Consider the following 26073-nt stretch of genomic DNA (forward strand, 5'->3'; position numbering starts at 1 on the left):
GGCGTCACGGCTGCGTAAGGTCCATCTCGGCTGGGCTCGATCCGCTGATGGGCTGGGAGATGAAACTCTTGGTAGTCAAGGGGCCACCGAATTGCTGTAGCAGTCCGCCGCCGTCGTTGCGCCCGAGGTCGACCGCCTCAAATCCAAGAGCCGAGATCAACTGGGCTACTGCGCTATTCGCTTCCGGATGATTGCCTGACACGAACAGCACGCGTCGGCCACCATGCCCGTCGCCGGGATCGCGCGCCAGCACTCTCGCCCAGGTGTGGCCGAAGGCCTTCACCACTCGGCCGCCTTGGGCCCACTCGGCAACAAGGTCAGAAGACGCCTGGCCGCCGAGGTCGGCGGGTGAGAAGTCGCGGTAGTCGATGGCGTTCGTGGCGTCGACGATGATGCGGCCCTGCCAGTCTGGAACCGACCCGACCAGGTCTTGTACCGCCTCGAACGGGACGGCGAGAATGACGATGTCGGCTCGCAGTGCGTCCGTGACGTCGGACGGGACGACGTGGGGTCCGATGGCCTCGGCGGTGCCGCGGACCGCATCGATGCCGCGTGACGCGGCCAGTGCGACGTCGGTGCCGGTGCGGTTGAAATGTCCCGCAACGGCTGAACCGATATTTCCCGCTCCGATGATGGCGTAACGCATGATGTGCTCCTTCAGCTGACCAAGACGAGTGGTATGTCACCGAACTGCCTCAGACAGCTGGGTATTCCCAGACGGTGCCGTTCAGAGCGTGAGCCGGATCGCCCCGTCCACGGCTGTGACCTGGTAGCTGCGCACCGCCAGTTCGCCCGCGGCTTCGGTTCCACTGCACATGTCGAAAGTCGCGCCGTGCAGCGGGCACACCACCACGGTGTCGTCGGCCAACCCGTCGGCCAGCGGTCCGCCCTTGTGCGGGCACACCGCGTCGATCGCGCGCAGTGATCCGTCGCGCAACCGGAACACCGCGATCTGCGTGCCGTCGACGGCAAAGGTGCGTCCCTCGCCGACGGGGATCTGTTCGACCGGCCCGAGGTCGCTCATCGGACCGGAACCCGGGGGAGCGGCAGAAGCGGCAACGCCGTCCGAAACTGTCCATTCGTCGCCGGCTCGCGGCCGTCGAGCCACGGATCTCGGTAGGCATCAATGGATTTCTGCATGCGGGCGTCCAAGCCTTCGGCGAGTTCCTCGTCGAACACCACGGCCCGGATGTGCTCGATCCCGAGCCGCGGCACCCACTTGTACGTGCGCTCCAGCCAGTTCGCGCTTTCGCGGTAGTACTGCAGGACCCGGCCGGTGAGGGTGATGACGGTGTCGGGATCGTCGACCGTGGCCAGCAGGTCGCCCTTGCGGATGTGCGCACCGGCCGCCCCGCCCACATAGATCTCCCAGCGGCCGTCGCCCACCGCGACCACGCCGAGGTCTTTGCACAGCGCCTCAGCGCAGTTCCGCGGGCAACCGGTGACCGCGAGCTTCATCTTGGCCGGGCTGGCGAGGCCCTGGTAGCGCTCCTCGATGGCGATGCCCAGTGCGGTGGAATCGCCGAGGCCGTAGCGGCAGAAATCGCTGCCCACACAGGTTTTCACGGTGCGGAAGCTCTTGCCGTACGCGTAGCCCGACGGCATGTCCAGATCGGCCCATACCGCGGGGAGATCCTCCTTGCGCACGCCGAGCAGATCGATGCGTTGGCCCCCGGTCAGTTTGATCATCGGTACGTCGTATTTCTCGGCGACATCGGCGATCTTGCGCAGCTGCGCGACGTTCGTCACGCCGCCCTTCATCTGGGGCACGACCGAGAACGTGCCGTCGCGCTGAATGTTGGCGTGCACGCGGTCGTTGATGTACCGGGCGTCGCGTTCGTCGACGAACTCGTCGGCCCATATCGTCTCCAGCAGTGAGGCCAGGGCCATCTTGGAGTTCGCATCCTCCTTGCCGTCGGGCGCCAGGGCGGCGAAAACCGATGACACCGAATGAAGTTCGAGGTCCCGGATGTGGCGCATCAGAGTCGGCTTGTCGTAGGGGATACCCGGCACGTACCACGAGGCCGACGGGTCTTCCGTGACAGCGCCACCGGCTGCCCACTCGACGATCTGGCCGACCAGTTCCTTGCACGAGCCACAGCCCTTGCCCGCCTTGGTTTTCGCCATCACGCCGGTGAGCGACGTCTCGCCGGCCTGTACGCAATTCACCAGGGTCCCCTTGGAAACCCCGTTGCAGTTGCACACCTGCGCGTCGTCGGAGAGCTCGGCGACCCCGACGGAGACGTCGGGCGTGCCGATGTCGAACATGAGCGAGACCCGCTCCTCAGGGAGCGGCAGGCCGCTGTCGAAGGCCTGGGTCAGAAAGGACACCTTCGACACGTCCCCGACCAGGGTGGCGCCCACGAGCTTGCCGTCGCGGATGACGATCGTCTTGTACACGCCATGCTTCGGCTCGGAATACTGCACGAACTCGTCGTCGGGAAGCTCGGGCGCCTTGAGCCCCATCGCGGCGACGTCGACGCCCGCGACCTTCAGTTTGGTCGCGGTGCGCGAACCTCGATACGCCGCGGCGGTATCGACTCCGGTGATGTGATCGGCGAGCACGCTGGCCTGCTCCCACAGCGGCGCGACCAACCCGTACACCTGCCCACGATGCTGGGCGCACTCGCCGACCACGTAGACGTGCTCGTCGTCGACCGAACGCATGTGGTCGTCGACGACGATCGCCCGCTCGACCGTGAGACCGGCGCGCTGCGCCAGACCGACATTCGGCCGGATGCCCGTGGCGATCACCAACATGTCGCAGTCGATCGAACCGCCGTCGGAAAACGCGATGCCCGACAGTCGCCCGGACTCGTCGACGCGGACCTCGGTGGTGCGTTTGTCGGTGTGCACCGTGATCCCGATGTGCTCGACCGACCGGCGCAGGATCGCGCCCGCGGAGTCGTCGAGTTGTGCGTTCATCAGCGTCGGGCCGGCATGCACGACTTCGACCGCAAGCCCGCGGTTCTGCAGGCCCCTGGCGGCTTCCAGTCCGAGCAGGCCGCCACCGATCACGACGGCCTTCGTGCGGTTGGCGGCTTCGGAGATCATGCCCATGCAGTCGTCGAGGGTCCGGAAGCCGAATACACCGTCGGTGAGTGTCTTGTCGTCGGCCCACAGCCCGGCCATCGGCGGGAAGGACGACCGGCTACCGGTCGCGAGGATCAGATCGTCGTACCGGATCACCGACCCGTCGTCGGCATGCACGAGCCGGGCGAACGTGTCGATGCGCACCACCCGGACCCCGGCGCGCAGGTCGATGGCGTTGTCGTCGTACCAGTCCATCGGGTTGAGGTAGATATCGCGTGAATCATCGCTTCCGGCAAGCACATTGGACAGCAGGATGCGGTTGTAGTTGCCGTAGGGCTCGTCTCCGAACACCGTGATGTCAAACGCCGCACCGCCACCCCGGGCGAGAATCTCCTCGATCGCGCGCACCCCTGCCATGCCGTTGCCCACGACGACGAGCCGGCGCTTCACGGGATCTCCACCAATCCGAGGTCGACGACCACACTGCCCGTGCAGGCCGCCGGGGCGGCGATGAACAACTCCAGCACGGTGTCCCCGAGCAGATCCTCGACGACCCGCAGCGCCACATGGGTGGCGCCCTTGGCCGCGATCGGGAAGTACCGCATCGGTGTGCCGTCCCGGTACAGCACCACCGTGACCATCTCGTCGGTGGAATTCCCGCCGCGGAAGTACACCGGCTGGGTGACGGCGCCCGGCGGAACCACGTACCGAAGCGACTCGTCGATCAGGGCGGGCTTGTCGAGGCCGTTGCCCTCGAATTCGAAGGCACCTTGCAGGAATCGTGGGTTGCTGCCATCGCTCATGCTTCTGTGAAGTTAGGGGCAGTTTGTTTCCGCACAGTTTCGGTGACGATTCGCTGATGAGTCGGTCTGCGACGGAACTGTGACCGGAGTCGCAGTGCTCTGAGCTGGGAAAACAATGCTCACCAGGAGGGTCGGCCGGTGGTGAGGATCAGTTTTCCTGCCGATAACGCTGCCGGAAAAAACCCGGAACACCCGGCGCCCACCATGGGGGCATGGCGGACGGCGCGACCTTGGCTGCAACCCGGCGAACGGCGTGTTCGTACTGCGGTGTCGGCTGCGGCATCGAGGTGAGCACCCGGGTCGAGGACGGCCGTACGGTCATCGCCCGCGTTGCCGGCGACAAGCTGCACCCGGCCAACTTCGGCAGATTGTGCACCAAGGGGGCCACCCACGCCGACATGATGGCGGCTGACGACGACCGGTTGAAGTCGGCGCTGCTGCGGCCCACCCGAGACGACGAACTGACGCCCACACCTGTCGATGACGCGGTCGCGGAAGCGGCGCGGCGGCTGCGGGCGATCATCGACGAACACGGTCCGGACGCCGTTGCGCTGTACGTCTCGGGCCAGATGTCGATCGAGGCCCAGTATCTGGCGACCAAGCTCGCCAAGGGTTTCCTGCGCACCGTGCACATCGAGTCCAACTCGCGGTTGTGCATGGCCAGCGCGGGCACCGGATTCAAGCAGTCGCTTGGCGCGGACGGCCCACCGGGGTCCTACAGCGACTTCGACTGCACCGACCTGTTTTTCGTCATCGGATCGAACATGGCCGATTGCCACCCGATCCTGTTCCTGCGGATGGCCGATCGGCTCAAGGCCGGTGCCAAGCTGATCGTCGTCGACCCCAGGCGCACCGCGACCGCCGAGAAGGCCGACCTGTTCCTGCAGATCAAGCCGGGCACCGATCTCGCGCTGCTCAACGGTCTGCTGCACGTCCTGGTCGAAAACGGCGACATCGACGCTGAGTTCATCGCCGAGCACACCACCGGCTGGGACGTTATGCCGCAGTTCCTCGCCGACTACCCGCCGGCCCGGGTCGCCGAGATCACCGGCATACCCGAGGACGACATCCGCGCCGCCGCGGCGATGATCGCCGAAGCCGGAGAGTGGATGAGCTGCTGGACCATGGGGCTCAACCAGAGCACGCACGGAACCTGGAACACCAACGCCATCTGCAATCTGCACCTGGCCACGGGAGCCATCTGCCGGCCGGGAAGCGGTCCCATGTCGCTCACCGGCCAGCCCAACGCCATGGGCGGACGCGAGATGGGTTACATGGGCCCGGGTTTGCCCGGGCAGCGCGTTGTTCTCTCAGCTGACGACCGTGCGTTCGTCGAAGCGCAATGGGGTCTCGAACCGGGCACGATCCGGTCGGAGGTGGGGCCGGGCACCGTGGGCATGTTCGAGCAGATGGCCGCGGGCGATATCAAGGCCTGCTGGATCATCTGCACCAATCCCGTTGCGAGCGTGGCTAACCGCAAGACCGTCATCAACGGGCTCGAAGCCGCCGAACTCGTCGTCGTCCAGGATGCCTACCGCGCGACTGCCACCAACCATTACGCCGACATCGTGCTCCCGGCCGCGCTGTGGGCCGAATCCGAGGGCGTGATGGTCAATTCCGAGCGCAACCTCACACTGTTGAGCCCGTCGCTGCCGCCGGTGGGGCAGGCCCGCCCGGACTGGAAACTGATCTGCGAGATCGCCGCGCACCTCGGCTTCGCCGAACACTTCGACTACGCCTGTGCCGAGGAGATCTTCGACGAGATCCGCCGGTTCGCCAACCCGAAGACGGGATACGACCTGCGCGGCGCCAGTTACGAGCGGTTGCGCCGGACACCGCTGCAGTGGCCGTGCCCACCGGCCGACGCGCCAGGCGGTGACACCGACCGCCATCCCATCCGCTACCTCAACGACGGGATCAGCCAGGACCTGTTCGTCGACGAGGCCGGGCACCGGCCCCGGCTGGCCTTCCCGACGCCGTCACGACGGGCGGTGTTCCACGCCCGGCCGCACATGGACGCCGCCGAGCTTCCCGACGACGACTATCCGATGGTGCTCAACACCGGCCGGCTGCAACACCAATGGCACACCATGACCAAGACCGGCAAGGTCGCCGGGCTCAACAAGCTCAATCCCGCGCCGTTCATCGAGATCCACCCGATCGATGCGTTGGAGCTCGAGATAGTCGCGGGCCAGCCGGTCGAGGTGGCCTCGCGCCGCGGCCGTGCGGTGCTGCCCGCGGTGCTGTCCGACCGGGTCCGGCCGGGCAATTGCTTTGCACCGTTTCACTGGAACGACGAACACGGCGAGTACCTCACGGTCAATGCGGTCACCAACGACGCGGTGGATGCCGACTCGCTGCAGCCCGAGTTCAAGGTCTGCGCGGTCAGCCTGCGCCCCGCACGATCGGTCGGCGGCGCCGGCTACACGCACCCGGTGGCTGCCGAACTCGGTGTGACGACCGACCTCAAACCCGGTCTCAGCGAGGCCGAGAAGACCTATTTGGCCGGGTTTTTCACCGGACTGCCGGACAGCCCGGCCGGTGTTCCGGTGCTCCCGGGCTCCGCGCCGGTGAGTCCCAAGGTGCGGTTGTGGGTGGACGGTGTGCTCGCGGGCCGCTATTCCCGGACCAGCGTCGCGGAGCGATCGGTGCCAACGGGACCGCTGGTGCTGTGGGCATCGCAGACCGGCAACGCCGAGGAGTTCGCCGCGAAACTCGCCACCCGGCTCGACGGGGCGACGCTGGTGAACATGGATGAGCTGGCGCTGGGGGAGCTTGCCGCCGCACGCGACGTACTCGTCGTCACCAGCACATTCGGCGACGGCGGGCCACCGGACAACGGTGCCGACTTCTGGAGTCGCCTCGAAGCGCCCGACGCACCCGAACTGCACGGAATGCGTTATGCCGTGCTCGGTATCGGAGACCGGGCCTATGACAACTTCTGCGGTCACGCCAAGTCGCTGGATCGCCGGCTCGCCGATCTGGGCGCCACCAAGCTACTCGATCGCACCGAATGCGAGGTCTACGACGACGGGCCCATGCAACAGTGGGCCGACACCGTCACCGAACTGCTCACCGGTCAACCCACCGAGCCGCCCGGCAGACCGGTGGGCGGCAGCACCGTCATCCGAACCGAACCCGACGAATTCACCAGGGCCAAGCCGATTCTCGCGACCCTCAGCCGTAACACGGTGCTCACCGCGCCGGGTTCGGCAAAAGAGGTGCGGCAGTTCGGATTCGACATCTCGGACTACGACGTCAGCTACGCTGCCGGCGACTCGTTGGGGGTGTATGCCACCAACGATCCGGCCGTGGTGGATGCCTGGCTCGCGGCGACCGCGCTCGACGGGGACGCCGTCGTCGAGGTCGACGGCACCGAGCAGTCCCTGCGCGACGCACTCATCTCGTCCTACGACATCTGCCGCGTGACACCGAATCTGCTGCGGTTCGTCGCCGATTCGTGCACCGATCGATCGGCGAAGGTACTGCGCGGATCCGGTGAACGGCTGAAGAAGTGGCTGCGCAACCGCAACGCCCTCGACATCGTGACCGAGTTCGGCGTACACGCCGAGCCCGAGCAGTGGCAAGAGGTACTGGTGCGGCTGACACCGCGTAATTACTCGATATCGTCGAGCCCGCTCGTGAGCCCGCATGAGGTGCAGTTAACCGTGTCGGTCGTGCGCTACCCCGGTGCGCAGGGCGGCGTGCGGGGCGGCGTGTGCTCGACCTTTCTCGCCGATCGTGCCGCCGCCGCACCGGTGTTCCTGCAGCGATCCCCGCACTTCCGGCCGCCTGAGGACGCCGCCACACCCATGATCATGGTGGGCCCCGGCACCGGGATCGCCCCGTTCCGGGGATTCCTGCAGGAACGCCGGGCGTTGGGCCACACCGGCCGTAACTGGCTGTTCTTCGGTGACCAGCATCGCAACGAGAACTTCTACTATCGCGACGATCTCGAGGACATGGTTCACGACGGTTTTCTGAACCGGCTGGATCTCGCGTTCTCGCGCGATCAGGCCAAGCGGGTGTACGTCCAGCACAAGATGCTCGACTATGGCGCCGACGTCTGGCGCTGGCTCGACGACGGCGCGCATTTCTACGTGTGCGGGGACGCCGGCCGGATGGCCAAGGACGTCGACGCCGCCCTCACGACGATCATCCGCACGCACGGCGGGATGTCCGAGGAACGCGCGCGCGACTACAAGCGCGAACTCGTGGCCGAGAAGCGTTACGTCCGAGACGTGTACTGACGCTACGGGTTGCCGTTCTTGTTGCCGTTGCTGCGCCCGTTCTTCCCCAAGTCGTTCCACACGATCTTGGCGAGGTCGTCACGGTCGGCCACACCGAGTTTGATGCCGGCCCGGTAGATGTGTCCCTCCACGGTGCGCACCGACACCGTCAACCGCTCGGCGATCTCGCGATTCGACAATCCCTGAGCCACCAGACCGGCCACCTCACGCTCACGTGACGTGACCGGCAGTGGGCGGGCCGCCGAGCGGATGGCCGGCGTTGCCGCGCCGCCACACTTGGACGCCAATTGCAGTGCGTGCGCAGCGGACTCGGTACTGCGCCGGCGCTGACCGGCTTTGTCGTGCAAGGGGACCGCCTGTGCGGCCGCGTCGGCCGCCGACAGCAACAGGCCCGCCTCCTCGAAGGCCGTCGAGACCTCGTCGAGTTCCTTGGGGTCGGCCGCCGCCACTGCTGCCGCGTGCCGCGCGTAAAGGGCGGCCAGCGGGCCGTCCACGCGGTCGACGAGCCCCTGGAGCCGACGCACGACCGTGCGGTCACCGAAGCGGGCGGCGTGGTGCAGGGCTTCGGCTTCGACCGCGTACTGGCCCGCCGAACGCGCGGCATCGGCTGCCGCCCGCGACAGGTCGATCGCCGAACGGTGCCCGCCCTTGGCGGCCGCCACGCAGGCCTTGGCCAGCATCCGCTGCGGCTCGTGCAGTGCCATGAACGCGCCCGAGTGTTCTTTGGCGTCCTCCAGCACCCGCTCGGCATCGGCCGGGTTGCCCACCGCCGCGTATGCCCGCGCCAGCAGGAGACGGCCCGGCAGCTGCCACGGCAGCGAATTCTCGGCGTTGAGCGCCGCCAGCGCCTGCTCGATCGCCGAGATCGCGTCCTGGAACCTGCCGCTGTGGGTCGCGGCCGCGCCGGCCATGATCTTGGCGATGGCCCAGCCGGCGAACTGCCCGGCCGAGGAGAACTCGGCGTACTCGGCGGCCCGCCGCTCGGCCAGCTCGAGCTGGCCGGTGTAGGCGAGCGCAAGGACCTCGCCGTAGAACACCATGATCCGGATCATGCCGTCGGTGGTCTTGCGTTGTGCCCGGCACCGCGACGCGATCGGCAGGAAGTCCTTGCCGCGGCCCGCCACCGGCATCGCGAGGCCGGCGCTGAACGCGGCGAAATCCACGGCCTGCCGCGGCGCCTCGGGATTGGCCAGCACCCGTTCGGCGGTTTCCAGGCCCTCGGCGATCCTGTTCTCGTGGATGGCCATTCCGGCGCCGGTGGCGTCGACGATCAACTTGAGGATCGGATGGGTCACCCGCGAGTTCAGCAGCTCCAGCACCTGGTTGGCGCGTGCGACGTCACCCATCGACCAGAACAGGATCGACAACCGCGGAACCCCCCACTGCACGAGCTCCATCTCGTCCATGTGGTCGGGTGAGAAGCGGGCCAGGATGCTGTCGGCCTGTGCCGGGTGGCCTTGCCACAGCAGTGCCCGGGAGAGCAGCGCCGCCGCACCGAGGCCGCCGCCGTGATCGAACGCCGCGCGCGCCAGCTGCTCGCCGAGCGGCAGGTTCGACAGGAACACGGCGTCTTTCGCCGCGGTGATCAACAAGTCGATCTCGGCGCCCCGATCACTCTGGACACACAGCTGCGCCAACCGGATACGGCTGGCGGCCGACGTCAGGTCGCGTTCGCGCAGGATCTGGGCGATGCGGCCGCGCAGCTTGCGCGCCGAGGCGGTCCCGACCCGCCGGCGCACCACCTCGCCGAACAACGGATGGCTGAACCGGGCGGTGATCTGACCGTCCGAATCGTCGGCGACGATGCGGATCAGGCCGCGCATCTCGGCCGCGTCGACCGCCTCCTCGCCGGCGAGCTCGGAGAACGCGTCGATGTCGAGCGGTTCGCACAGCGACAGCAGCTTCAGTGCGTGCAGCACATCCTCACCGGCGTGCGCCAGCCGCTCGTCGAGCAGCTCGACGAGCCCGGACGGGATCACGGCCGGTCCGCGGAACTGCCACACGCCGTTGACCTCGGCGAGGGCCCCGGCGTCGACCGCGCCCTCAACCATGTTGCGCAGAAACAGCGGGTTGCCGCCCGAGGATTCCCACATCACGTCGGCGCTGAGCCCCTCGAGCGTGCCGCCGAGCACGGTCTCGATCAGCGCGATGCTCTGCTGCTTCGTGAACGGCTGCAGCTCGAACCGTTGCAGGTAGCCGTCTTTCCACAGCGACGTGACGGCGTCCGGCACCGGTTCACCGCTGCGCACGGTCGCCACCACATGCCCCGCGCGCTCCACCGCGATCTGGTGCAGCAACGTCGCCGACAACTGGTCCAGCAGGTGGGCGTCGTCGATGCCCACCACGGGATCACCGTCGGCGACAAGCGATTCCCGTGCGGATCCGATGAGTGCGATCGGATCGCGGGAAGCCGACGGCCGCACCCAGTGCGCGAAGGCCCCGAGCGGGATGCTGCGCGAGGACTCCGTGCATGCGGCCCAGTGGACCTTCTTGCGCAACGACGATGTGACGGTGCGGGCCAGGGTCGTCTTGCCGACACCGGCCGCACCGACGAGGACGACGCCGCAACTGTCTTCGCTGCTGAGCGCCGAGCGGATCGCCTCGTACTCCGTGGGCCGGTCCAGCAACTGCCATTTACCAGGCATGGATTCAGAGTCTAAGTGTCGTAGGCTGACATCGCTGCCGAATATGGTGTCAGCGACGTGAAGTCGCCGTTTCTGACGGATTTTCGTGGGCATGCAGCAAATCTTTCTGAGTTTGCCATCATCAGTCGGGCAGCTCCGAGATGTCGGACGGCTCGTGCCGGGGAACCCGGTTGACGTCGTGGCGGAAATTGCTGGACGACTCATAGACCAGCTTCTTCAGGCGGTTGATCGAACCCAGCGGCTGGTGTGCCTTCAGACCGCGCCACGAGTTGAACGACAACACGTCGTCGCCGTAGGCGCGCCGCAGCGGACTGTACGGGTTCTGTGGCGGAAAAACGATTTTCGCGACCGGAAGATACGGGGACTTCTTCTGGTCCCAATTGACGCTGGCATCCTCGATCGGCATCGTCTTCTCGTCGATGCACAGCTGCACGCCGAACTCGTATTCGGCGGTGTTGTTCTCGAAGAACTCCATGATCAGATCGCGGTGGGCATCTTGGCTCGGATTGCGCGGAAGGAGTTCGCCGGCAAGGGCTTTCACGTTCTCCGACGACGGTGCGTACCTGAACTTCGCGACGTAGTCGCCGTAGCGGATGGGAGCCGACGAGAAGAACGTCTCACCCAGGATCGGCCGGTTCGGCGCGATGAACACCTTCAGATTCGCCGGTATGTGCAGGCCCAGCTTGTCGAGCCCGCTGAGGAGTTCACTGCCCGCCCACAGGGCGGTGTCGGGAAGCCGCGCGAGCAGACTTGCCGTGAACATGCCCAAACCCGCGTAGGCGCGGGCGTCGGCGAACAGGAAGTCTTCGTGGGTCACCAGGACGAAGTCCTGGGTCGTGCTCGGTTCGTCCTCCGGCAGGCGTTCGCCGTCCACCCCGATCGCCTTGATGCCGAGACCGCGTACACCGCGCATCTTGTCGCCGCGCAGCACCCCCGACGTGCTGGAGATCCGGGCGATCACCGGGTAGCGGCGAGGTTCGGCGAAGATGCCCTGGGCCAGCTCGGGTCTGAGGTCGTCGTTCACGATGAGCTCGCCGCGCAGAATCGCGTGGCTCTTGGCGTGCGCATCGCGCAGGCCGTGCTTGTACTTCTCGTAGGCGCGCTGATTGTTCTTGAGCAGTTTCGCCATGATCTTGTTGATCAGTTGCTCTTCGTCAGCCGGCGGATTTTCGAGTTCGGGACGGTAGGGGATGGGCGGGGTGGTCCAGATCTTGTCGATTGCTTCGGTCATGCGCGGGAGGCCTTTCCTTGTCGAATTCGGTTGAGGAATCGTGAACTACGTCGGCGTCTTCTGGTCCACCGCCCGCCACGGTGCGAACGGGTTGGCGACGCCGGCAAGGGCGGGTGCGAGCTCCGGGAAATGACGCAGGAGCACCGAACGCATGTCGTTGTCACGGATCCAATCCATGCCTGCGGTGGTGTAGACCTCGTCGCGGAAGTCGGCGGTGAAGAAGCGATCGCTCTCCAGCCGGCGCGTCGCCATCAGAATGAAGACCCGAAAAGCGGTGTCGCTGAAGCCGAATCCTCGTGGCTTCGGCTCGGCATAGAGCCCGATCATCAGGTCGACGAGGTCGATGTCGTCATAGATGTCGCGGAGTTCTGCCGCCAGTGTGGTCTCGCCGGTCAGCTCCTCGAACGTGGCCGCCGGCTTGAGCCGGAACAGCGTGCGGAACTCGTTGTAGCGTGGCACGCCCCGCTCTCTGGACCGGATGAGATCGATAGTGGCGAGATCGACCGGTGTCCCGTCGACGCGGCGCATCTCCTGTAGATGGCGCGGGAAGTTGTGCAGCGATATGGCGCCCGGATGGGCCCGGCCGAACGAATAGAACAGGTCGGCCATGGGCGTCTCGGCGAGGCGGGCACGCACGTTGAGCACCGACAGGTCGGGTAACTCGTGGCGTGCGGTGACGCGGTCGTCGCGCAGCGAGCGGAACGCGAACTCGTCGGGGATGAGGGGATGCATCCGGTACACGGCGACGAACTCCTCGGTCAGCGAGTACGGCACCTCGTGGTGCCGGGTGCGTGAGCCGGGAATCCCGTGCAGCAGGGCGCTGCGCGTGGGCCGCCGCCCGAATCTGCGGCCGATCTGCTCCCCGAGAAGTCCGAACCAATTGGCCCGCATGGCATACACCGTGGTGGGGTGCGCGATGATCGCCGGGGTCCAGTCGACGGTGTGGATCTTGGCCATCAGCGCCGCATTGACCAGACGCGCCTTGTCGTAGAGCTGTTGGTCGGACAGGTGCGGATGGTGTCCGGCGAGATGGGTGCAGATCGCGTTGTGCTCGCGCATGAACAGTGAGTGCAGCAGCGCCAGACCGACCCAGAAGTTGCCCGCGGTGCTGTTCAGATCGAGAAGCGCCTCGACGTCCGGCGGCGGCAGGCCCGCGTCGTCGATGCGCAGTTTGCCCTTGTCCGGTGCGCGTAGCGCGGACACGAACTCCGCTGTGGTGCCGTAGATCTGGGAGGCATCCCACCAATGCGAATCCTGTGTGGTGAACGTGGCGGGACCGGTCGGATCGGGGTTGGGATCGGGTGCGGTGCGTTCGACCCGCATCGGGCGGTCCGGCCACGGATCGTCGTCCTGCAGCGGCACCACAAACGGCTCCGACGTCACGGATCCGTGGCTGAACCAGTCGTGTACCTCGAACTGGATCCAAGCCGCGGCAAGCAGATTGAGTGTTGTCGCGGGCTCGAAGGTCTCGCGTGTCAGGAGTTTCCGGCTGATCAACCGGGGGTTCGGGTCGAGCAGTCGACTGCCGGTCTCGGGATAGGCGTGCGCGGGCGGGACGTTGCGGCCGAACCGGCAGCCGATGGCCCCCATCTGAGGGTTGGCGAGGTCGTTGTACGTGCCGTCGCGTGTGCGCGCGACCAGGCAGTCGGCGGGGCGCGGGGTGTCGGCGGGGACGCTGCCGGAGTCGTAGAGGTTCGCGGTCCGCAGTTGATGGCGCAAGCCGATGAGTACGCCGAGCCCGATCACCTTGGGCAGGCGGGACCACCCGACGGACCGGTCCAGCCGCTCGGCCAGCCACGCCGCCAGAGCCGCGATCCTCATCGTGTCCTCCCGACCCTGCCCGTTGACCCGCCCAGAACGATTCTCGGGGGAGTGCGGCGAGTTGACACGAGTAGTCGGCTACTCGATCGAGGCGCGACATGCCCGACTCGCCGCCGCGCGCGGTCGCGCGATCCGGCGACTGCACGCCGAATACAGGTAGCGCTCCACTCGTGAATTGGCGGTCCTCCGGTCGTACGGTTCGAGCATCACCGGGATTATCGGTGGATCAAACGTCAGGAGTGCCGGAAATGTTCACAAAATCCGCTGAACACCAGGAGCGGTTGTGACTGGCTGGCTGGCCGCGCTGCCGCTGATCTTCGCCGCGTTCGGCGTATACGACCTGCAACGCTGGCTCGAACGCCGTGATTACAACCGGCACCTGGCCGATTGACGTTATCCATGAATGTATTTCCCTAGTCCAACAACCCGAATTTGCCGGCCGGGCCGCCGCGAAACGCCGGCGCCGGGGAACCGAGAAATCGGGACGGGCGCCCGCCGCTCATAGCACCATTGAGTGGGTGGACCCGCCGGGTCGACGACGATGCCGAGGGAGCGCGGTGAGCTCAGCCGAGAGTCGAATCTGGTCCGATCGGGTGCAGTGCGCGCTTGCCGACCTCGCGGCCCTGGACAAGCCCGCCGACATCGCCGCGGTGACCGAAGCGGTGGCGGCGCGATTCGCCTCCGAGTTCGTCGAACGGGATCGGCAGTACGAGAAGGACAAGCCGTACTGGCACAACCGTGTCGAGGATGCCGTCGCAAGCCTGCGCAAGCGGCGCTTGGTCAGCCGGTCCCGCACCGGTGAGTTCACGTTGACGGCGGCCGGGCGGCGTGACGTCGAGCGGGCATGTGCGGCGGCCACGGCAACGGTTCCGGCCGCCGCCGCACCAAAGGGCGTCGCCGTGGCGCCACCACCCGACGAAAAGCCAAGGCGCGATCCGGTTTTGGCCGGCGTCATCACGCCGCCGCTGCGTGAGCAGATGAGGGCAGGTGCCATTGCCGAGTCCCCGATGCCGATCATGATCGAACTGAACCTGGGCTTCCAGCCATCGGTGGCCGACGCGATGAACCGGGTCCGTGACCTGTGGCAGCTCGTCGGCGCCGCGGGCACGCCGCAGCCGCTGGCCGATCAGTTCATGATCGGCGATCTGACGGCCGCCCAGGTCAAGCAGCTGGTGTCGGCCGACGCGGTGCCGCAGAGCTGGCCGCATCGCGCCATCTACCGGATCTGGCCCGATTTCGAAGTCACCCCGCAGATCGACGCGTCGTCGAACACCATCAAGGCCGTCGCCGCACAGCGCTCCTTCGACAGCTATGGCGACAAGATCGTCTGGGCAGTCGTGGATTCCGGCATCGAGCAGACCCATCCGCACTTCGCGCACCACCACACCGTCACCGACCCGCTGGTGTCCGCGCTGCACAAGGATTTCACCGGAGGCGACGCGCCGCTGACCGACACCGACGGGCACGGCACGCACGTCGCGGGCATCATCGCCGGCGGGCTCGTGGACTGGGCGGACAAGAAACTCGTGGTGGCCGAGAAGCGGCTCAACGATCCCGAGCGTGGCGGCGACCCCATCATGCAGCCGCGCGATGTCAGTGAACCCGGCCGGCTCGCCGGGATGGCGCCGAAGGCGAAGCTCGTGAGTCTCAAGGTGCTCGGCCCCGGTGACGACGTGTCGCGGGTGAGCCGCGTGATGCAGGCCCTCGCCTATGTCCGCGAGCTCAACGCCGGGAGCGAACGGGCGCCGCGTATCCACGGCGTGAACCTGAGCCTGGGCTATATGTTCAACGCGGAGTGGTACGCGTGCGGCCAGAGCCCGATGTGCGTGGAGGTCGACAAGACCGTGCGCTCGGGAGTCGTGGTGGTCGTCGCGGCCGGAAACTCCGGATACGTCTCGCTGAGCACGTCTTCCAGCAAGGATTCGCAGAAGTTCACCGTCGACATGACGATCAACGATCCAGGCAACACCGAGAGCGCCATCACGGTCGGATCGACCCACCGCAGCTCCCCGCACACCTTCGGGGTCTCGTACTTCTCCTCGCGCGGACCGACCGGCGACGGGCGGCGCAAGCCCGATCTGGTCGCGCCAGGCGAGCGCATCACGTCGGCCGCGGCGGGAGCCCGGCGCGACAGCGTGACGAACCAGATCGATGTCGACGACGACGTCCCGGTCTACCTCGAAGAGAGCGGAACGAGCATGGCCGCGCCCCACGTGTCCGGCGCGATCGCGGCGTTCCTCTCGGTACAGCGCGAGTTCATCAGCAAGCCCGAGGCGATCAAGCGCATCTTCGTCGACTCGGCCACCTCGTTGGGGCGCGACCCCGCATTCCAGGGCAGCGGCCTCGTCGACCTCATGCGCGCACTGCAATCCGTATGACCCGAAGGGACTTCCCATGGCCGATGATGTGACCGACCGGATCTGGCGCCTGGTGTTCGACGAGGAGGGGCACTCCGACAACGCGGCTGTGACCGAACTCGGCGACCGCGCCGAAGGTCTCAGTGATCTGGTGATCTTCTCGCACGGCTGGAACAACGACGAGGCGGCCGCGAAGTCGTTGTACGACCGCTGGTTTCGGCTACTGGCGAAGCAACTGGATCCGGCGCGCTCGGTCGGATTCGTCGGCGTGCGCTGGCCGTCGCAACTGTGGCGCGACGAGCCGATACCCGACTTCGAGCCAGCGGTGGCCGGCGGTGGCGGCGGCGCGGCCGCGCTGGGCCAGGAGCGGGTCGTCGCCGCCGGCGACCCCTCGCTCGACCCCGCCGAACTCGCCGATCTGAAGAACATGTTCCCAAGCGGCACAGCGGAATTGGACACCCTTGCGCAACTGCTTGCGGCGCCGCCGACGATGGATGCGATTCCCGACCTGTTCGAGGCGCTGCAGGCGTTCAACGCCGCGACGCCCGACGGGTTCAGCGACGGTGAGGCCGACGCACCCGATGCCGGGCCCGGAATGGTCGCCGACGACCAGGATCCGTCGGAGTTGTTCAACACGTTCGCCGACCAGTTGCTGGCCGCCGGGGTGGAGTTCCGCGACGACGGCGGCGGTGCGGCGGGTCTCGGCGATTTCGCGGCCAAGCTGTGGCACGGCGCCAAGGAGGCGCTGCGCCAGCTCAGCTATTGGAAGATGAAGAACCGGGCCGGCGTGGTGGGCAAGGACGGGCTCGGCCCGGTGATCGACCGATTCACCGCGAAGTTCCCGGGTCTGCGCATCCACCTGGTCGGGCACAGCTTCGGAGCGCGGGTGGTGTCCTACGCGTTGGCCGGGATGACCGCCGCGCAGCCCTCACCGGTCAAATCGGTCACGCTCCTGCAAGGGGCGTACTCGCGCTTCGCGTTCACCGAGAAGCTGCCGTTCCGGAAGGGCTCGGGTGCCCTGTTCGGCATGCTCAGCCGGATCGACGGCCCGCTGACGGTCTGCTTCTCGAGCCATGACCGGGCCTTGGGGACGTTCTACCCGCTCGCGTCGGCCGCCGCGGGTGACGATTCGGCCGCCGCGGCCGATCCGCTGTTCCGGTGGCGCGCGATGGGATCACACGGCGCGTTCAACTCGCCGACGCAGAGCCTCGGTGCCGACGGTGCGGTGTACCCGTTTCAAACCGGCCAGATTCTGAACCTCGATGCGTCCGGCGTGGTCGCCAAGGACGACGGGCCGTCCGGTGCGCACAGTGACATCTTCCACAAGGAGCTGACCTGGGTGGTGGCCGCGGCAGGCGGCCTGGCGAGGTGAAGCGCCGGAGTCGGGTGTGTGCTGAAAGATCACTTCAAACTGTCGAGCCTGGTGCGCAGCAATTGTGCAAGGCGCTCTGTTTGCCGGTCGTCAAAACCTATCTCGCCACATCTATCCGGCCATGCAGTTGCCGCCGCCTCGATCCGCGCTTCCGCAGAATCGGTATCGAGGAACATGTCCGACGGAAAAATTGGCTAACTCGGCATAACACCTGTCGGTGCAAGAAAGAAAGTGTGTCCGGAGGGGAGTTGTCCACCTACGACACGGGTTGCGTTGCTGTAATTGAGGCGGCGAACGCATCACAACCTTGCGCCGGATACCTCTGACATGTCGATCTTGAACGTTGACGAAGCCCACTTCGGCTTCCGCGGCCATCGGCGAAGGGTGCGATGTCAACACCAGCTTCGTGCGCGGCCTGGCTGCTGGCGGCGCGGCTGCCGGGTTAGTAGCGCGATGAGGCAACCGGCGGCGAGTACACCGACGGTGACGGCGAAGCCGATGCCGGCGCTGCGTAGCCCCCAGCGGTCGGCGACCAAGCCTTCGCCGATGACGGGTAGGGAGATGGCGATGTAGGCGACCACGAAGAGTGTTGAGCTGACTTCGGCGCTCCGATCGGCTGGCGTGGCCTCGATGACGGCGGCCAGGCCGCGGCTGAAGCTGACGCCTTGTCCTGCACCGGAAATGATGGCGGCGACGACAAGTCCGACGGGTGAAGTGGTGACCAACGCCGCCGTCAAGGCCATCATGCCGATCACGAGAGTTGCGCAGCCCAATACCATCGCGCCATGGGGCTGCATCCGGTTGGCCGCTACCTGAGCCACCGCTGAGGCGAGGAAGCTACAGCTGGCGACGACCCCCGCTGCGGCGTGATTGTCGATGCCGATCATGGTGGAAAGGAATGACGGTGCCAGCGCGGCGAACAGTCCCATGCACGCAAATCCCGCGAGGGTCCCGATCGCCGCGAAAGCGAAAGTGACACGCACTTGGGCAGGAAGTCGTAGCCGCTGTATTCCGAGATGTCCGGTCTTGGATGATGTTTCGGGCACGCCGATGACGGCAAGGCCTGCCGCTACCACCAACACGATGTGCATCACGAATGCCACCTGCAGCGGTGCGGGGCAGTACTGCACGAGCACACCGGCCAGCAAGGGTCCTGCGCCGAGCCCACCCACGTTGGCGATGGTCGCGATCGCGGCGGCCCTGGTGCGCCATTTCGGCGGTGCGGCTTCGATGATCGCTGCGGTGGCAGTGCCGGTGAAGACACCGGCCGACAGCCCTGACAGCACGCGTGCCGCCACCAGAGCTAGGACGGTGTCGGCAAGCAGGAACATCGCGCCACTGGCTACCGCGGCGACGACGCCGCCCAGCAGCACTGGGCGTCGACCGATCGCGTCGGACCAGCGTCCGCAGATCACCAGCGCCGCCAGTACCCCACTGGCATAGGCCGCGTAGATCATCGTGGTGGTGAGTACCCCGAAGTGCATCGTGGTGGCGTAGAGCGCATACATCGGGGTCGGCAGCGTGGTGCCGGCCATGATCACAGCGAACGCGTACACCAGCAACGCCGTGGCCGCACCGCCACGCGGCCTTGCTTTTTGACCCTCCGACGCCAGCGCCTCTGCAATCATGACCGCTTCGGCGGCGCTGAGGTGACAATGTGCGGCGTCATGGATTGCACAGCGGTGCGGGTGCTTTCGGCGATGTTGTGGATGGCGATGTGGCCGATGTAGCCGTCGGGACGGATGAACAGCAGTGTGTCTCGGGTCAAGCCGTAGATCTTGGCGAATTGTCCGGTCGGGTCCGTGAGCACACCGTTGGGTAAGTCGTCCTTGCTACCGGTGTCGACGATGACGCGCGTGAGTTGTGCGCCGGTGGCGGGCCAGTCGAGTTCGGCCAACACGGCGGCGGCGTGTGCGCCGTAAGCCAACGCGCCGAAGTGCGGTCCGCGGTAAGCGTCAAACACCCGCACGCGGCGCCCGTCGGCGGTGACGAGATCCGCGTTCGGGGCGCGGTCACCGACACGCAGGGTCTTGGTCCGGTCTGCCGCCAAAGACGCGAGTGGTCCGCCATGGTAGGTCAGGGCGAGTTGTTTTTCGTCCTTGCCGCGTCGGATGCTGGAGGGGTCGAGCTTTCCGATGCCTTCGTATTTCTTGGTCGACAGGCCGAGCACGCCTGCGGCGATCGGTTGGCGTTCGTGTTCGTAGGTGTCGAGGAGTCGGTCATCGGCCCCGGCCAGGATTTGGCCGAGTTTCCAGCCCAGGTTGTAGGCGTCGCCGATGCCGGTGTTGAGGCCCTGGGCGCCGGCCGGGGTATGCACGTGGGCGGCGTCACCGGCCAGCAGGACGCGGCCGCGGCGGTAGTTGGCCGCGAGGCGGATGTTGGGGCGAAACACCGACTGCCAATCGATGTCATGCAGTTTGAGTCGCTTGTTGTGGATGTGCGCTTGGATACGTGCGTTGATCTGCGCGAGGTCTTGGGGCGCTGCTTCATCGGGCGAAAGCCGGATCATCCATTGGAATTTGTCGCTGTGCGGTAGTGGGCAGGCCCCCACGAATCGGCCCTTGAGGCCGGGCCACACGTGCCAGTATTTGCGGGACAGCCCACCTGAGACGGCGGCGTCGACGATGAGGATGCGGTCGGCCTCGTCGGTGGATCCGCCGAACTCGACACCGAGAATCTTGCGGACCCGGCTGGCCCCGCCGTCGGCTCCGACAAGGTACCGCGCGGTGATGTCTTCGCCACCATCGGCAGTCGAGACGTGTGCGGTGACATGGGTGCCGTGGTCGGTGAACTCCGTCAGCTCTGTGCTGAAATCGACGCGCCCGCCCAAGGATTCGAACCGGGTGTGCAATGCGCGGTCGGTGCGGTGCTGTGGAATGAGCCATGTATCGGGGTAAGGGACATCGGGGCCGCGCTTTCCCTTGGCCATCATCCGGAATGGGATGGTGAACGGACCGAGATGGATGCCCATCGGCGGGTACAGGGCGCCGTGGTTGATGACGTCGGGCAGGGCGCCCAGATCGTCGAGTATCTCTAGGGTGCGCGGCTGGATGCCTTTGGCGCGTGAACCGTCGAAGGCATGCGGTGCTTTGTCGATGAGGCGTACCGGCACGCCCCGGCGGGCGAGGTCGATTGCCAGGGTGGTGCCGGCAGGCCCGGCGCCGACGATCAAGACGTCGGTGGTGCTGTTTGTGGTCATGGGTCAAGCCGATCGGTCGAAGGTGTCGTAGAAGGTCGCAAGTTTGTCGGCGACAACGACGGGACGTTCGAAAGGAGCCATGTGGCCGCAGTCGTCGATGACGTGGTATTGGCTGGGCTGCAGCAGGGTACGGACCTGGTCCAAGCTGCTGATGGGAGTGACGTGGTCGTCGCGGCCCCAGATCAATTGGATGGGCAACGCAAGCGTGCCGGTTTGCCCGTAGAGCTCAGCGCGGTCGAACAGCCCAAAGTTCCGTAGCGTCTGGAAGAAGGCGTAGATCGAGCCTTCGTACCGGTAGGCGTCACCGACCATGACCGACAGTTCCGCGGCGCGCTCGGGGTCGGCGACGTTGTGTCCCAGATGTTGCTCGAGGATGCGGCGCCCGAAATATTTGGCGATGACGCTGGCCGTAATGTTGTTACCTAGCATCAGTTTCTGGATTACCGGCTGACGGCTGAGCCCGGCCGGGCCTACCAGGGTCAGGGTGGCGGTCCTGTCGACGTGTTCGCTCACGTACGCCATCGCGATCAGGGCACCCATCGACGTGCCCACCACGTGGCATGGCACAGGCACCTCGAGGCGCTCGATGAGTTCGCTCAGTTGGCGTACGAACAACGCTTGGTCGTACCGGGCGACTACACGGTCGGAATAGCCGCGCCCGTAGCCGCTGTAGGCCAGGGTCCGCAGGCCGCGGTTGTGCAGCTCTGCGGCCATCTCATCCCAGTAGAACAATGGGATGGTCAGCCCGCCGGCCAGTACCGCGACATCGCCTCCCTCAGGCCCGGTCAACTCGTAATGCGTTACGCCATCTGTTAATCGGATGTAGTTGCCGCGGAGGCTGCGTCGCGTGGTGGCGTCGAGTCGGCGGTCTTCTCCGGCGGCGACGAAGTACTTCATTGCGGTTTCCTTGATGGGAGCGATTGCAGAAATTCGGTGATGGAGTCGGCCACCCATGCGGGGTCTTCCTCAGGAAGCAGATGCCCGCCATCGGGATGGACTTTCTCGGTGCTGCCGGCAATGTCGCGGAGGAAGTGCTGGCCGTCCATGTCTGCGCTGCGCAACACCAGGGTCGGCGCGTTGATGTTGGAAATTTCGGCGCTGCGGTCGGCTTGGTCGGTGGTGAGGAAGTCGACGAACGCCGAGCGGTTGCCCGGCCGATTCCATAGCCGGTGAGCGCGCTCCACCATGGCAGCGTCGACGATGTCGGAGTTCGGTCCGACGGCTTGGCGCAGGCTGCGCTCGACGGCGCGGCGCGGCATGAACCGTCGCAGCAGTTGACCGATGACGGGGTTGCGCGCCAATGCCATCGCGGCGGGCAGTTCCTTGTCCGGGTAGCCGGTCGCATTGATCAACACCAGCCCGGTGAGCTGCAGGTGTTCGGGGTGATCGAGCGCAAGGTTCCAGGCGATGTTGCCGCCCAACGAGTTACCGGCCACCGCGCACTGCCCTACGCCGATGGTGTCCAAGAAGCGGGCGAGGGTCGCCGCGTAGGAGGCGACCCGGTAATCACGGTCGGGGCGCGGTCCGGTCACGCCGAAACCCGGCAGATCCAGCCGGATGACGTCGAAGGAACCCCACAGTCGGTGCGCGACGGCCTCCACCCCGTACAGCGAGGAGGCGCTGCCGTGCAGCAGCACCACCGTCGGGCCCGTTCCGGAGCGCTTGTAATGGATGCGCATTCCGTCGACCGCGGCGAACCGGGAGTCCGGGTGAACATCGATGTCTCGGAGATTCATAATGGATACAGTGTTGCCGTTATTGCAGTGGTTGTCAAGGGTGGTCATACTGAGCCGCGTGAGCACGTCACCTTCAGGGCCCGAGCTGGCCGAGCAGAGCTCGCGGCGATCCCGGGGTCGTCCGCGGCTGCCGCTGGACCGGATCATCGCGACCGCCACAGCGCTCCTCGACGAAGAAGGCGCCGACGCGCTGTCGATGCGCAACCTGGCCCAGCGACTGGGCTCGGGTACCGCGACGTTGTACCGGCACTTCACCGGACGGGCGGATCTGGTCGCCCAGGTGATCGACAGCGTGTTGGCCGAGGCACGCGTCGACGACGCGACACTGGACGCCATGACATGGCAGCAAGCCTGTGAAGCATTGGCTCACAGCCTTTTTGATGCATTCCGACGCCACCCTCACGTCGCGCCGCTGCTGGTCGAGAGAATTCCGACCGGGCCCAATGCGATGGCCCAGCGCGAACAGATGATCGCGCTGCTGCTCAAATCGGGCTTCTCGCCATTGCTGGCCGCGCAAGCGTGCGCCACGCTGGCGCGCTACGTGTTGGGATTTGCGACACAACTGTCCCCGCCTGACGCCGACGCTGCGGACCGGGACGAGGTCTGGCAGACCCTCGACCCGCATGTATTTCCCGCCACCGTCAGCGTGTCCGACCATCTACCCGTACCGCTGGAGCAGGAGTTCGCCTTCGGACTGGAATTGCTCATCAACGGGTTGAGCCATCTCGCGCCGAAGTCGGCCGCGCCCAAGAGGTGTTGACACCGCGTCTATTATCGGACACACTGTATCCGATAATAGGTAGTGGGAGGCAAAGCGGTGGCGCGAATATTGCTACGCGGTGCGCAGGTGATCACCATGGCGCCGCATCGTCCCGACACTGAACGCATCGACATCCTCGTCGAGGACGATCGCATCGCGGCGATGGGCGACCACCTCGATCGGACCGGTGTCGACGTTGTCGACCTCCAGGACCACATCCTCATCCCCGGACTCGTCAACGCGCACCTGCACACGTGGCAGTCCGCGCTACGGTTTGCCGGCGGAGACTGGTCGCTGTTGGAATACCTGGCCCACACTCACGGTCACGTCGCCCGCAGATACGGCACCGACGACATGTACATCGGGACGCTGGCCGGTGCGTTAAACCAAATCAACTGCGGCACAACTACTGTGGGCGACTGGTGTCACAACTGCCTGACCCCAGCCCATGCCGACGCCGCTATCGACGCATTGAACACTGTCGGCATCCGTGCAGTCTTCTTTCACGGCACACCTCATGGCGGTCCCACCAAACCCCATGACGTGTCCGAGGTCGACCGCCTCCTCGGCGGTCCCATCACGAGAAACCCTCTACTCACGCTGGGGATGGCAATCAAAGGCCCGCAACTCTCTGCACCTGACGTGGCGATCGCGGACCTGCGGGCCGCCGTCGACCGCGGCCTGATCGCATCGATGCATCAGAGCGCCGGAACGTCGGGACGCGGCTGGAATGCCGTCGGCACTGCTGGCCTGTGGGGCCCACACGCCAACATCGTGCACGGCACCGGTCTGGCCGACCAATGGGTCAAGAAACTCGCCGACGTCGGAGTCACCTTCACGACCACACCGGAAAACGAACTGGGTCAAGGCCATTGCACGGCAATCACCGAAAGACTGTTGCATGCCGGCGGGGCGCCGTCACTCGGCACCGACACCGAAACGGCCGTATCTGGTGAAGTTCTCACCGCTGCCCGCATCACCTTGGCCCACCAACGAGGCCTGGCCCACGAGAAGGAGTTCCACCGCACCGGGCTGAGCGCGCCCACCGCAGGGCTCACCAGCAAGCAGGCGCTGTCATGGGCAACCGTCCACGGTGCCCGCGCGCTCGGCCTGGCCGATAAGGTCGGCCACCTCGCCCCCGGCATGCAAGCCGATCTTGTCGTCATCGACGCCCGCGCACTGAACCTGTGGCCGGCCCACGACCCGATCGCCGCGGCGTTGCAGGCCAGCATCGCCAACATCGAAGCGGTCATGATCGGCGGTCGCTGGCGCAAACGTCACTACACACTGGTGGACACGGACATTGATGAAGTCAAAGACCGTCTGCAGCAGTCCGGCGAACGCTTCGCCCACAAGATCCGCGCAACCGGTCCGCTGGCCCGCACACGACGCCGCGTCGTACGCACGGTCGTGCGCCGGCACCTTCGTCGCCAAATCCGCTCCGGTGACTAGCGGCATCGACTCACATCTCCAGCGAGTGACGGCGACTGCCGACTCAATTCGTGTCGCCTCAAGTGTGTGCCCGAGGGGTTGGATCGTACCGTCGGGTCAAAGGCTTGTCGTCAGATGGTCGAGGTCGGCGGTGCGGATTCCGTGGTAGATGGGCATGCATGGCTCGGGAAAGTCCTGGACGATGTCGGCGCCTCGCTCGGTGAGTTCGTCGAGAAATTTCGGCAGGTGCTGCATGGCTCCGGTGGGCAGGTCGTGAATGACTACGACGCTCCAGTCTTGGTGGCCAATGTCATCGAGGCATCGCTGCACCCACTGGTCGGGCTGGTTCCAGTCGTGCGGCACGCTCGTCCACAGCACGCAGGTGTAGTCGTGCCGTTGCAGGTAGTCGATCGCGGCAGGATTAAAGACGCGTCGGCCCAGCACGCCGCCGCCGGCGTAGGGCCGGAACAACTTCACCGGTCGGGCCAAAGTGCCGATGATCTCTTCTGCATCCCCAATCTCTCGGGTGACTAAAGCCAGATCTGTTGGGGCATCCCCGAACTGGATGCTATGAGTCAGGGTGTGGTTGCCGATCCAGTGACCTTCGGAGGCTGCTCGTTCCGACAGGGCACGCGCACTCGGTTCGGTGAGTTGGCCGGCGATCACGAAGAACGTGGATTTGATGTCCCGCTGACCGAGAATGTCGAGAACCTCGGCGGTCGTTTCGGTAGGGCCGTTATCGAAGGTGATGGTGACTCTCACGGCGTCCCCTTTGTCGCAACCCGCGCCCGCAGGCCCGCGATGAGCATGTCGGCGACAAACTCGGCGTGGTGCTCGATGGCGGCAGGCTCGGTCGGGTCGTGAGGTTCCAGCATGAGGGCAAACGGCACCAGGCTGAACGGCGCGGTGCCCCCGTGGGCGACCAGGAAGTGCAGACTGCGCACATCGGCAGCGTTCAATGCGCCACAGTTGACGAGCACCTTCAGGGGCTCGGTAAGGCGAGCGTAGAGCGGCTGAACATGAACCTCGTGGAGGTAGGTGAGGCGCGGACTGGGGGTCGCGCCTTCGACGGTGACCAACCGAAGAAGCTCCGGATGGTGGGCGTGGCTCACTAGGAACCGCACGATGGTCTGACGTGCCGCCTCCATCAGGTCCCGCTCGGCCAACTCTGTGTCGACGCTGATCTGCTCGTGAACCTCGCCGAACGCGAAATCCACCGCGGCGTACCACAGGCCCTCCTTGGATCCGAACCTCTGATGAATCAGGTTGTGGCTGACCCCTAGTTCACGGTTGAGCGCAGCGACCGACGTCCCGTCAAAACCATTCTCCGCGAACATTTTCAGCGCCTTGGACAAGATATCGGACAATGCCGCAGGGGCCTCGGCGGCCGGAGGCCGGCCCTGTCGCTTGGCAGTCGTCATGTCACCCAGCATAA

The 26073-nt window shown here is 66.1% G+C and carries 18 protein-coding genes; 5 read left to right on the forward strand and 13 right to left on the reverse strand.

The window, feature by feature from the left end; translation table 11 throughout:
* Positions 1-4 precede the first annotated feature (4 nt).
* The 4 genes from AWC31_RS32590 to AWC31_RS32605 form a co-directional block, all read right to left on the reverse strand.
* The gene (locus tag AWC31_RS32590) at positions 5-661 is read right to left on the reverse strand and encodes an NADPH-dependent F420 reductase (protein WP_374214049.1); all 657 of its coding nucleotides are present in this window, start codon (positions 659-661) and stop codon (positions 5-7) included.
* Positions 662-727: 66 nt separating this feature from the next.
* Positions 728-1024 carry a Rieske (2Fe-2S) protein gene (locus AWC31_RS32595; protein WP_067858912.1) on the reverse strand — a complete coding sequence of 99 codons (297 nt, stop codon included), beginning with the start codon at positions 1022-1024 and terminating at the stop codon, positions 728-730.
* A complete protein-coding gene (gene nirB, locus AWC31_RS32600; RefSeq protein WP_085149322.1) occupies positions 1021-3483 on the reverse strand; it encodes a nitrite reductase large subunit NirB in 2463 nt (820 codons plus the stop codon). Before nirB ends, AWC31_RS32595 begins: the two co-directional genes overlap by 4 nt.
* A complete protein-coding gene (locus tag AWC31_RS32605; protein WP_067858906.1) occupies positions 3480-3836 on the reverse strand; it encodes a molybdopterin oxidoreductase in 357 nt (118 codons plus the stop codon). Before AWC31_RS32605 ends, nirB begins: the two co-directional genes overlap by 4 nt.
* A gap of 212 nt (positions 3837-4048) precedes the next feature.
* On the opposite strand from AWC31_RS32605, the gene AWC31_RS32610 reads away from it, so the two are divergent.
* On the forward strand, positions 4049-8086 hold the full coding sequence (locus AWC31_RS32610) for a bifunctional nitrate reductase/sulfite reductase flavoprotein subunit alpha (protein ID WP_085149325.1): 4038 nt from the start codon (positions 4049-4051) through the stop codon (positions 8084-8086).
* A 2-nt stretch (positions 8087-8088) separates the two neighbouring features.
* On the opposite strand, the gene AWC31_RS32615 is transcribed toward AWC31_RS32610, so the two are convergent.
* The 3 genes from AWC31_RS32615 to AWC31_RS32625 form a co-directional block, all read right to left on the reverse strand.
* Positions 8089-10731 (reverse strand): LuxR C-terminal-related transcriptional regulator, encoded by a 2643-nt coding sequence (locus AWC31_RS32615; protein WP_085149328.1) that lies wholly within the window; start codon positions 10729-10731, stop codon positions 8089-8091.
* Between the two features lie 121 nt (positions 10732-10852).
* Positions 10853-11962 carry a catalase family protein gene (locus tag AWC31_RS32620; RefSeq protein ID WP_085149331.1) on the reverse strand — a complete coding sequence of 370 codons (1110 nt, stop codon included), beginning with the start codon at positions 11960-11962 and terminating at the stop codon, positions 10853-10855.
* 45 nt (positions 11963-12007) lie between these two features.
* On the reverse strand, positions 12008-13783 hold the full coding sequence (locus AWC31_RS32625; RefSeq protein ID WP_085149334.1) for a peroxidase family protein: 1776 nt from the start codon (positions 13781-13783) through the stop codon (positions 12008-12010).
* 557 nt (positions 13784-14340) lie between these two features.
* Between AWC31_RS32625 and AWC31_RS32630 the strand changes: the two genes are divergently transcribed.
* Complete coding sequence (locus AWC31_RS32630) at positions 14341-16161, forward strand: S8 family serine peptidase (protein ID WP_234817067.1); 1821 nt, start codon at positions 14341-14343, stop codon at positions 16159-16161.
* A gap of 16 nt (positions 16162-16177) precedes the next feature.
* Entirely contained in the window at positions 16178-17512 is a 1335-nt protein-coding gene (locus AWC31_RS32635) for a serine-threonine protein kinase (RefSeq protein ID WP_234817069.1), read from the forward strand.
* 392 nt (positions 17513-17904) lie between these two features.
* Here the strand turns inward: AWC31_RS32635 and AWC31_RS32640 are convergent, their stop codons facing one another.
* Genes AWC31_RS32640 through AWC31_RS32655 form a run of 4 tightly spaced genes read right to left on the reverse strand, consistent with a single transcriptional unit; the run spans position 17905 to position 22447 of the window.
* Positions 17905-19140 (reverse strand): MFS transporter, encoded by a 1236-nt coding sequence (locus AWC31_RS32640; protein ID WP_085149337.1) that lies wholly within the window; start codon positions 19138-19140, stop codon positions 17905-17907.
* Positions 19137-20711 (reverse strand): FAD-dependent monooxygenase, encoded by a 1575-nt coding sequence (locus tag AWC31_RS32645; protein WP_085149340.1) that lies wholly within the window; start codon positions 20709-20711, stop codon positions 19137-19139. Before AWC31_RS32645 ends, AWC31_RS32640 begins: the two co-directional genes overlap by 4 nt.
* 3 nt (positions 20712-20714) lie before the next feature.
* Positions 20715-21608, reverse strand: coding sequence for an alpha/beta fold hydrolase (locus AWC31_RS32650; RefSeq protein WP_085149343.1), 894 nt, complete (start codon positions 21606-21608; stop codon positions 20715-20717).
* Positions 21605-22447 carry an alpha/beta fold hydrolase gene (locus AWC31_RS32655; RefSeq protein ID WP_085149346.1) on the reverse strand — a complete coding sequence of 281 codons (843 nt, stop codon included), beginning with the start codon at positions 22445-22447 and terminating at the stop codon, positions 21605-21607. Before AWC31_RS32655 ends, AWC31_RS32650 begins: the two co-directional genes overlap by 4 nt.
* Positions 22448-22505: 58 nt before the next feature.
* On the opposite strand from AWC31_RS32655, the gene AWC31_RS32660 reads away from it, so the two are divergent.
* Together AWC31_RS32660 and AWC31_RS32665 are read left to right on the forward strand one after the other, a co-directional pair.
* Positions 22506-23207, forward strand: a complete 702-nt coding sequence (locus AWC31_RS32660) for a TetR/AcrR family transcriptional regulator (protein ID WP_308204523.1) — start codon at positions 22506-22508, stop codon at positions 23205-23207.
* A 57-nt stretch (positions 23208-23264) separates the two neighbouring features.
* Entirely contained in the window at positions 23265-24659 is a 1395-nt protein-coding gene (locus AWC31_RS32665) for an amidohydrolase family protein (RefSeq protein WP_165766096.1), read from the forward strand.
* A 96-nt stretch (positions 24660-24755) separates the two neighbouring features.
* On the opposite strand, the gene AWC31_RS32670 is transcribed toward AWC31_RS32665, so the two are convergent.
* Both AWC31_RS32670 and AWC31_RS32675 read right to left on the reverse strand, forming a co-directional pair.
* Complete coding sequence (locus tag AWC31_RS32670) at positions 24756-25400, reverse strand: polysaccharide deacetylase family protein (RefSeq protein WP_085149353.1); 645 nt, start codon at positions 25398-25400, stop codon at positions 24756-24758.
* Positions 25397-26071, reverse strand: coding sequence for a TetR/AcrR family transcriptional regulator (locus AWC31_RS32675; RefSeq protein WP_234817070.1), 675 nt, complete (start codon positions 26069-26071; stop codon positions 25397-25399). Before AWC31_RS32675 ends, AWC31_RS32670 begins: the two co-directional genes overlap by 4 nt.
* Positions 26072-26073 lie beyond the last annotated feature (2 nt).

It is taken from the genome of Mycolicibacterium wolinskyi (assembly GCF_002101965.1).
GTDB lineage: Bacteria > Actinomycetota > Actinomycetes > Mycobacteriales > Mycobacteriaceae > Mycobacterium > Mycobacterium wolinskyi.

Coding starts and splice junctions, on each gene's coding strand:
- AWC31_RS32650 (WP_085149343.1), bottom strand. CDS start 21,608: ATGAAGTACTTCGTCGCCGCCGGAGAAGACCGCCGACTCGACGCCACC.
- AWC31_RS32675 (WP_234817070.1), bottom strand. CDS start 26,071: ATGCTGGGTGACATGACGACTGCCAAGCGACAGGGCCGGCCTCCGGCC.
- AWC31_RS32635 (WP_234817069.1), top strand. CDS start 16,178: ATGGCCGATGATGTGACCGACCGGATCTGGCGCCTGGTGTTCGACGAG.
- AWC31_RS32655 (WP_085149346.1), bottom strand. CDS start 22,447: ATGAATCTCCGAGACATCGATGTTCACCCGGACTCCCGGTTCGCCGCG.
- AWC31_RS32640 (WP_085149337.1), bottom strand. CDS start 19,140: ATGATTGCAGAGGCGCTGGCGTCGGAGGGTCAAAAAGCAAGGCCGCGT.
- AWC31_RS32645 (WP_085149340.1), bottom strand. CDS start 20,711: ATGACCACAAACAGCACCACCGACGTCTTGATCGTCGGCGCCGGGCCT.
- AWC31_RS32620 (WP_085149331.1), bottom strand. CDS start 11,962: ATGACCGAAGCAATCGACAAGATCTGGACCACCCCGCCCATCCCCTAC.
- AWC31_RS32595 (WP_067858912.1), bottom strand. CDS start 1,024: ATGAGCGACCTCGGGCCGGTCGAACAGATCCCCGTCGGCGAGGGACGC.
- AWC31_RS32625 (WP_085149334.1), bottom strand. CDS start 13,783: ATGAGGATCGCGGCTCTGGCGGCGTGGCTGGCCGAGCGGCTGGACCGG.
- AWC31_RS32610 (WP_085149325.1), top strand. CDS start 4,049: ATGGCGGACGGCGCGACCTTGGCTGCAACCCGGCGAACGGCGTGTTCG.
- AWC31_RS32615 (WP_085149328.1), bottom strand. CDS start 10,731: ATGCCTGGTAAATGGCAGTTGCTGGACCGGCCCACGGAGTACGAGGCG.
- AWC31_RS32605 (WP_067858906.1), bottom strand. CDS start 3,836: ATGAGCGATGGCAGCAACCCACGATTCCTGCAAGGTGCCTTCGAATTC.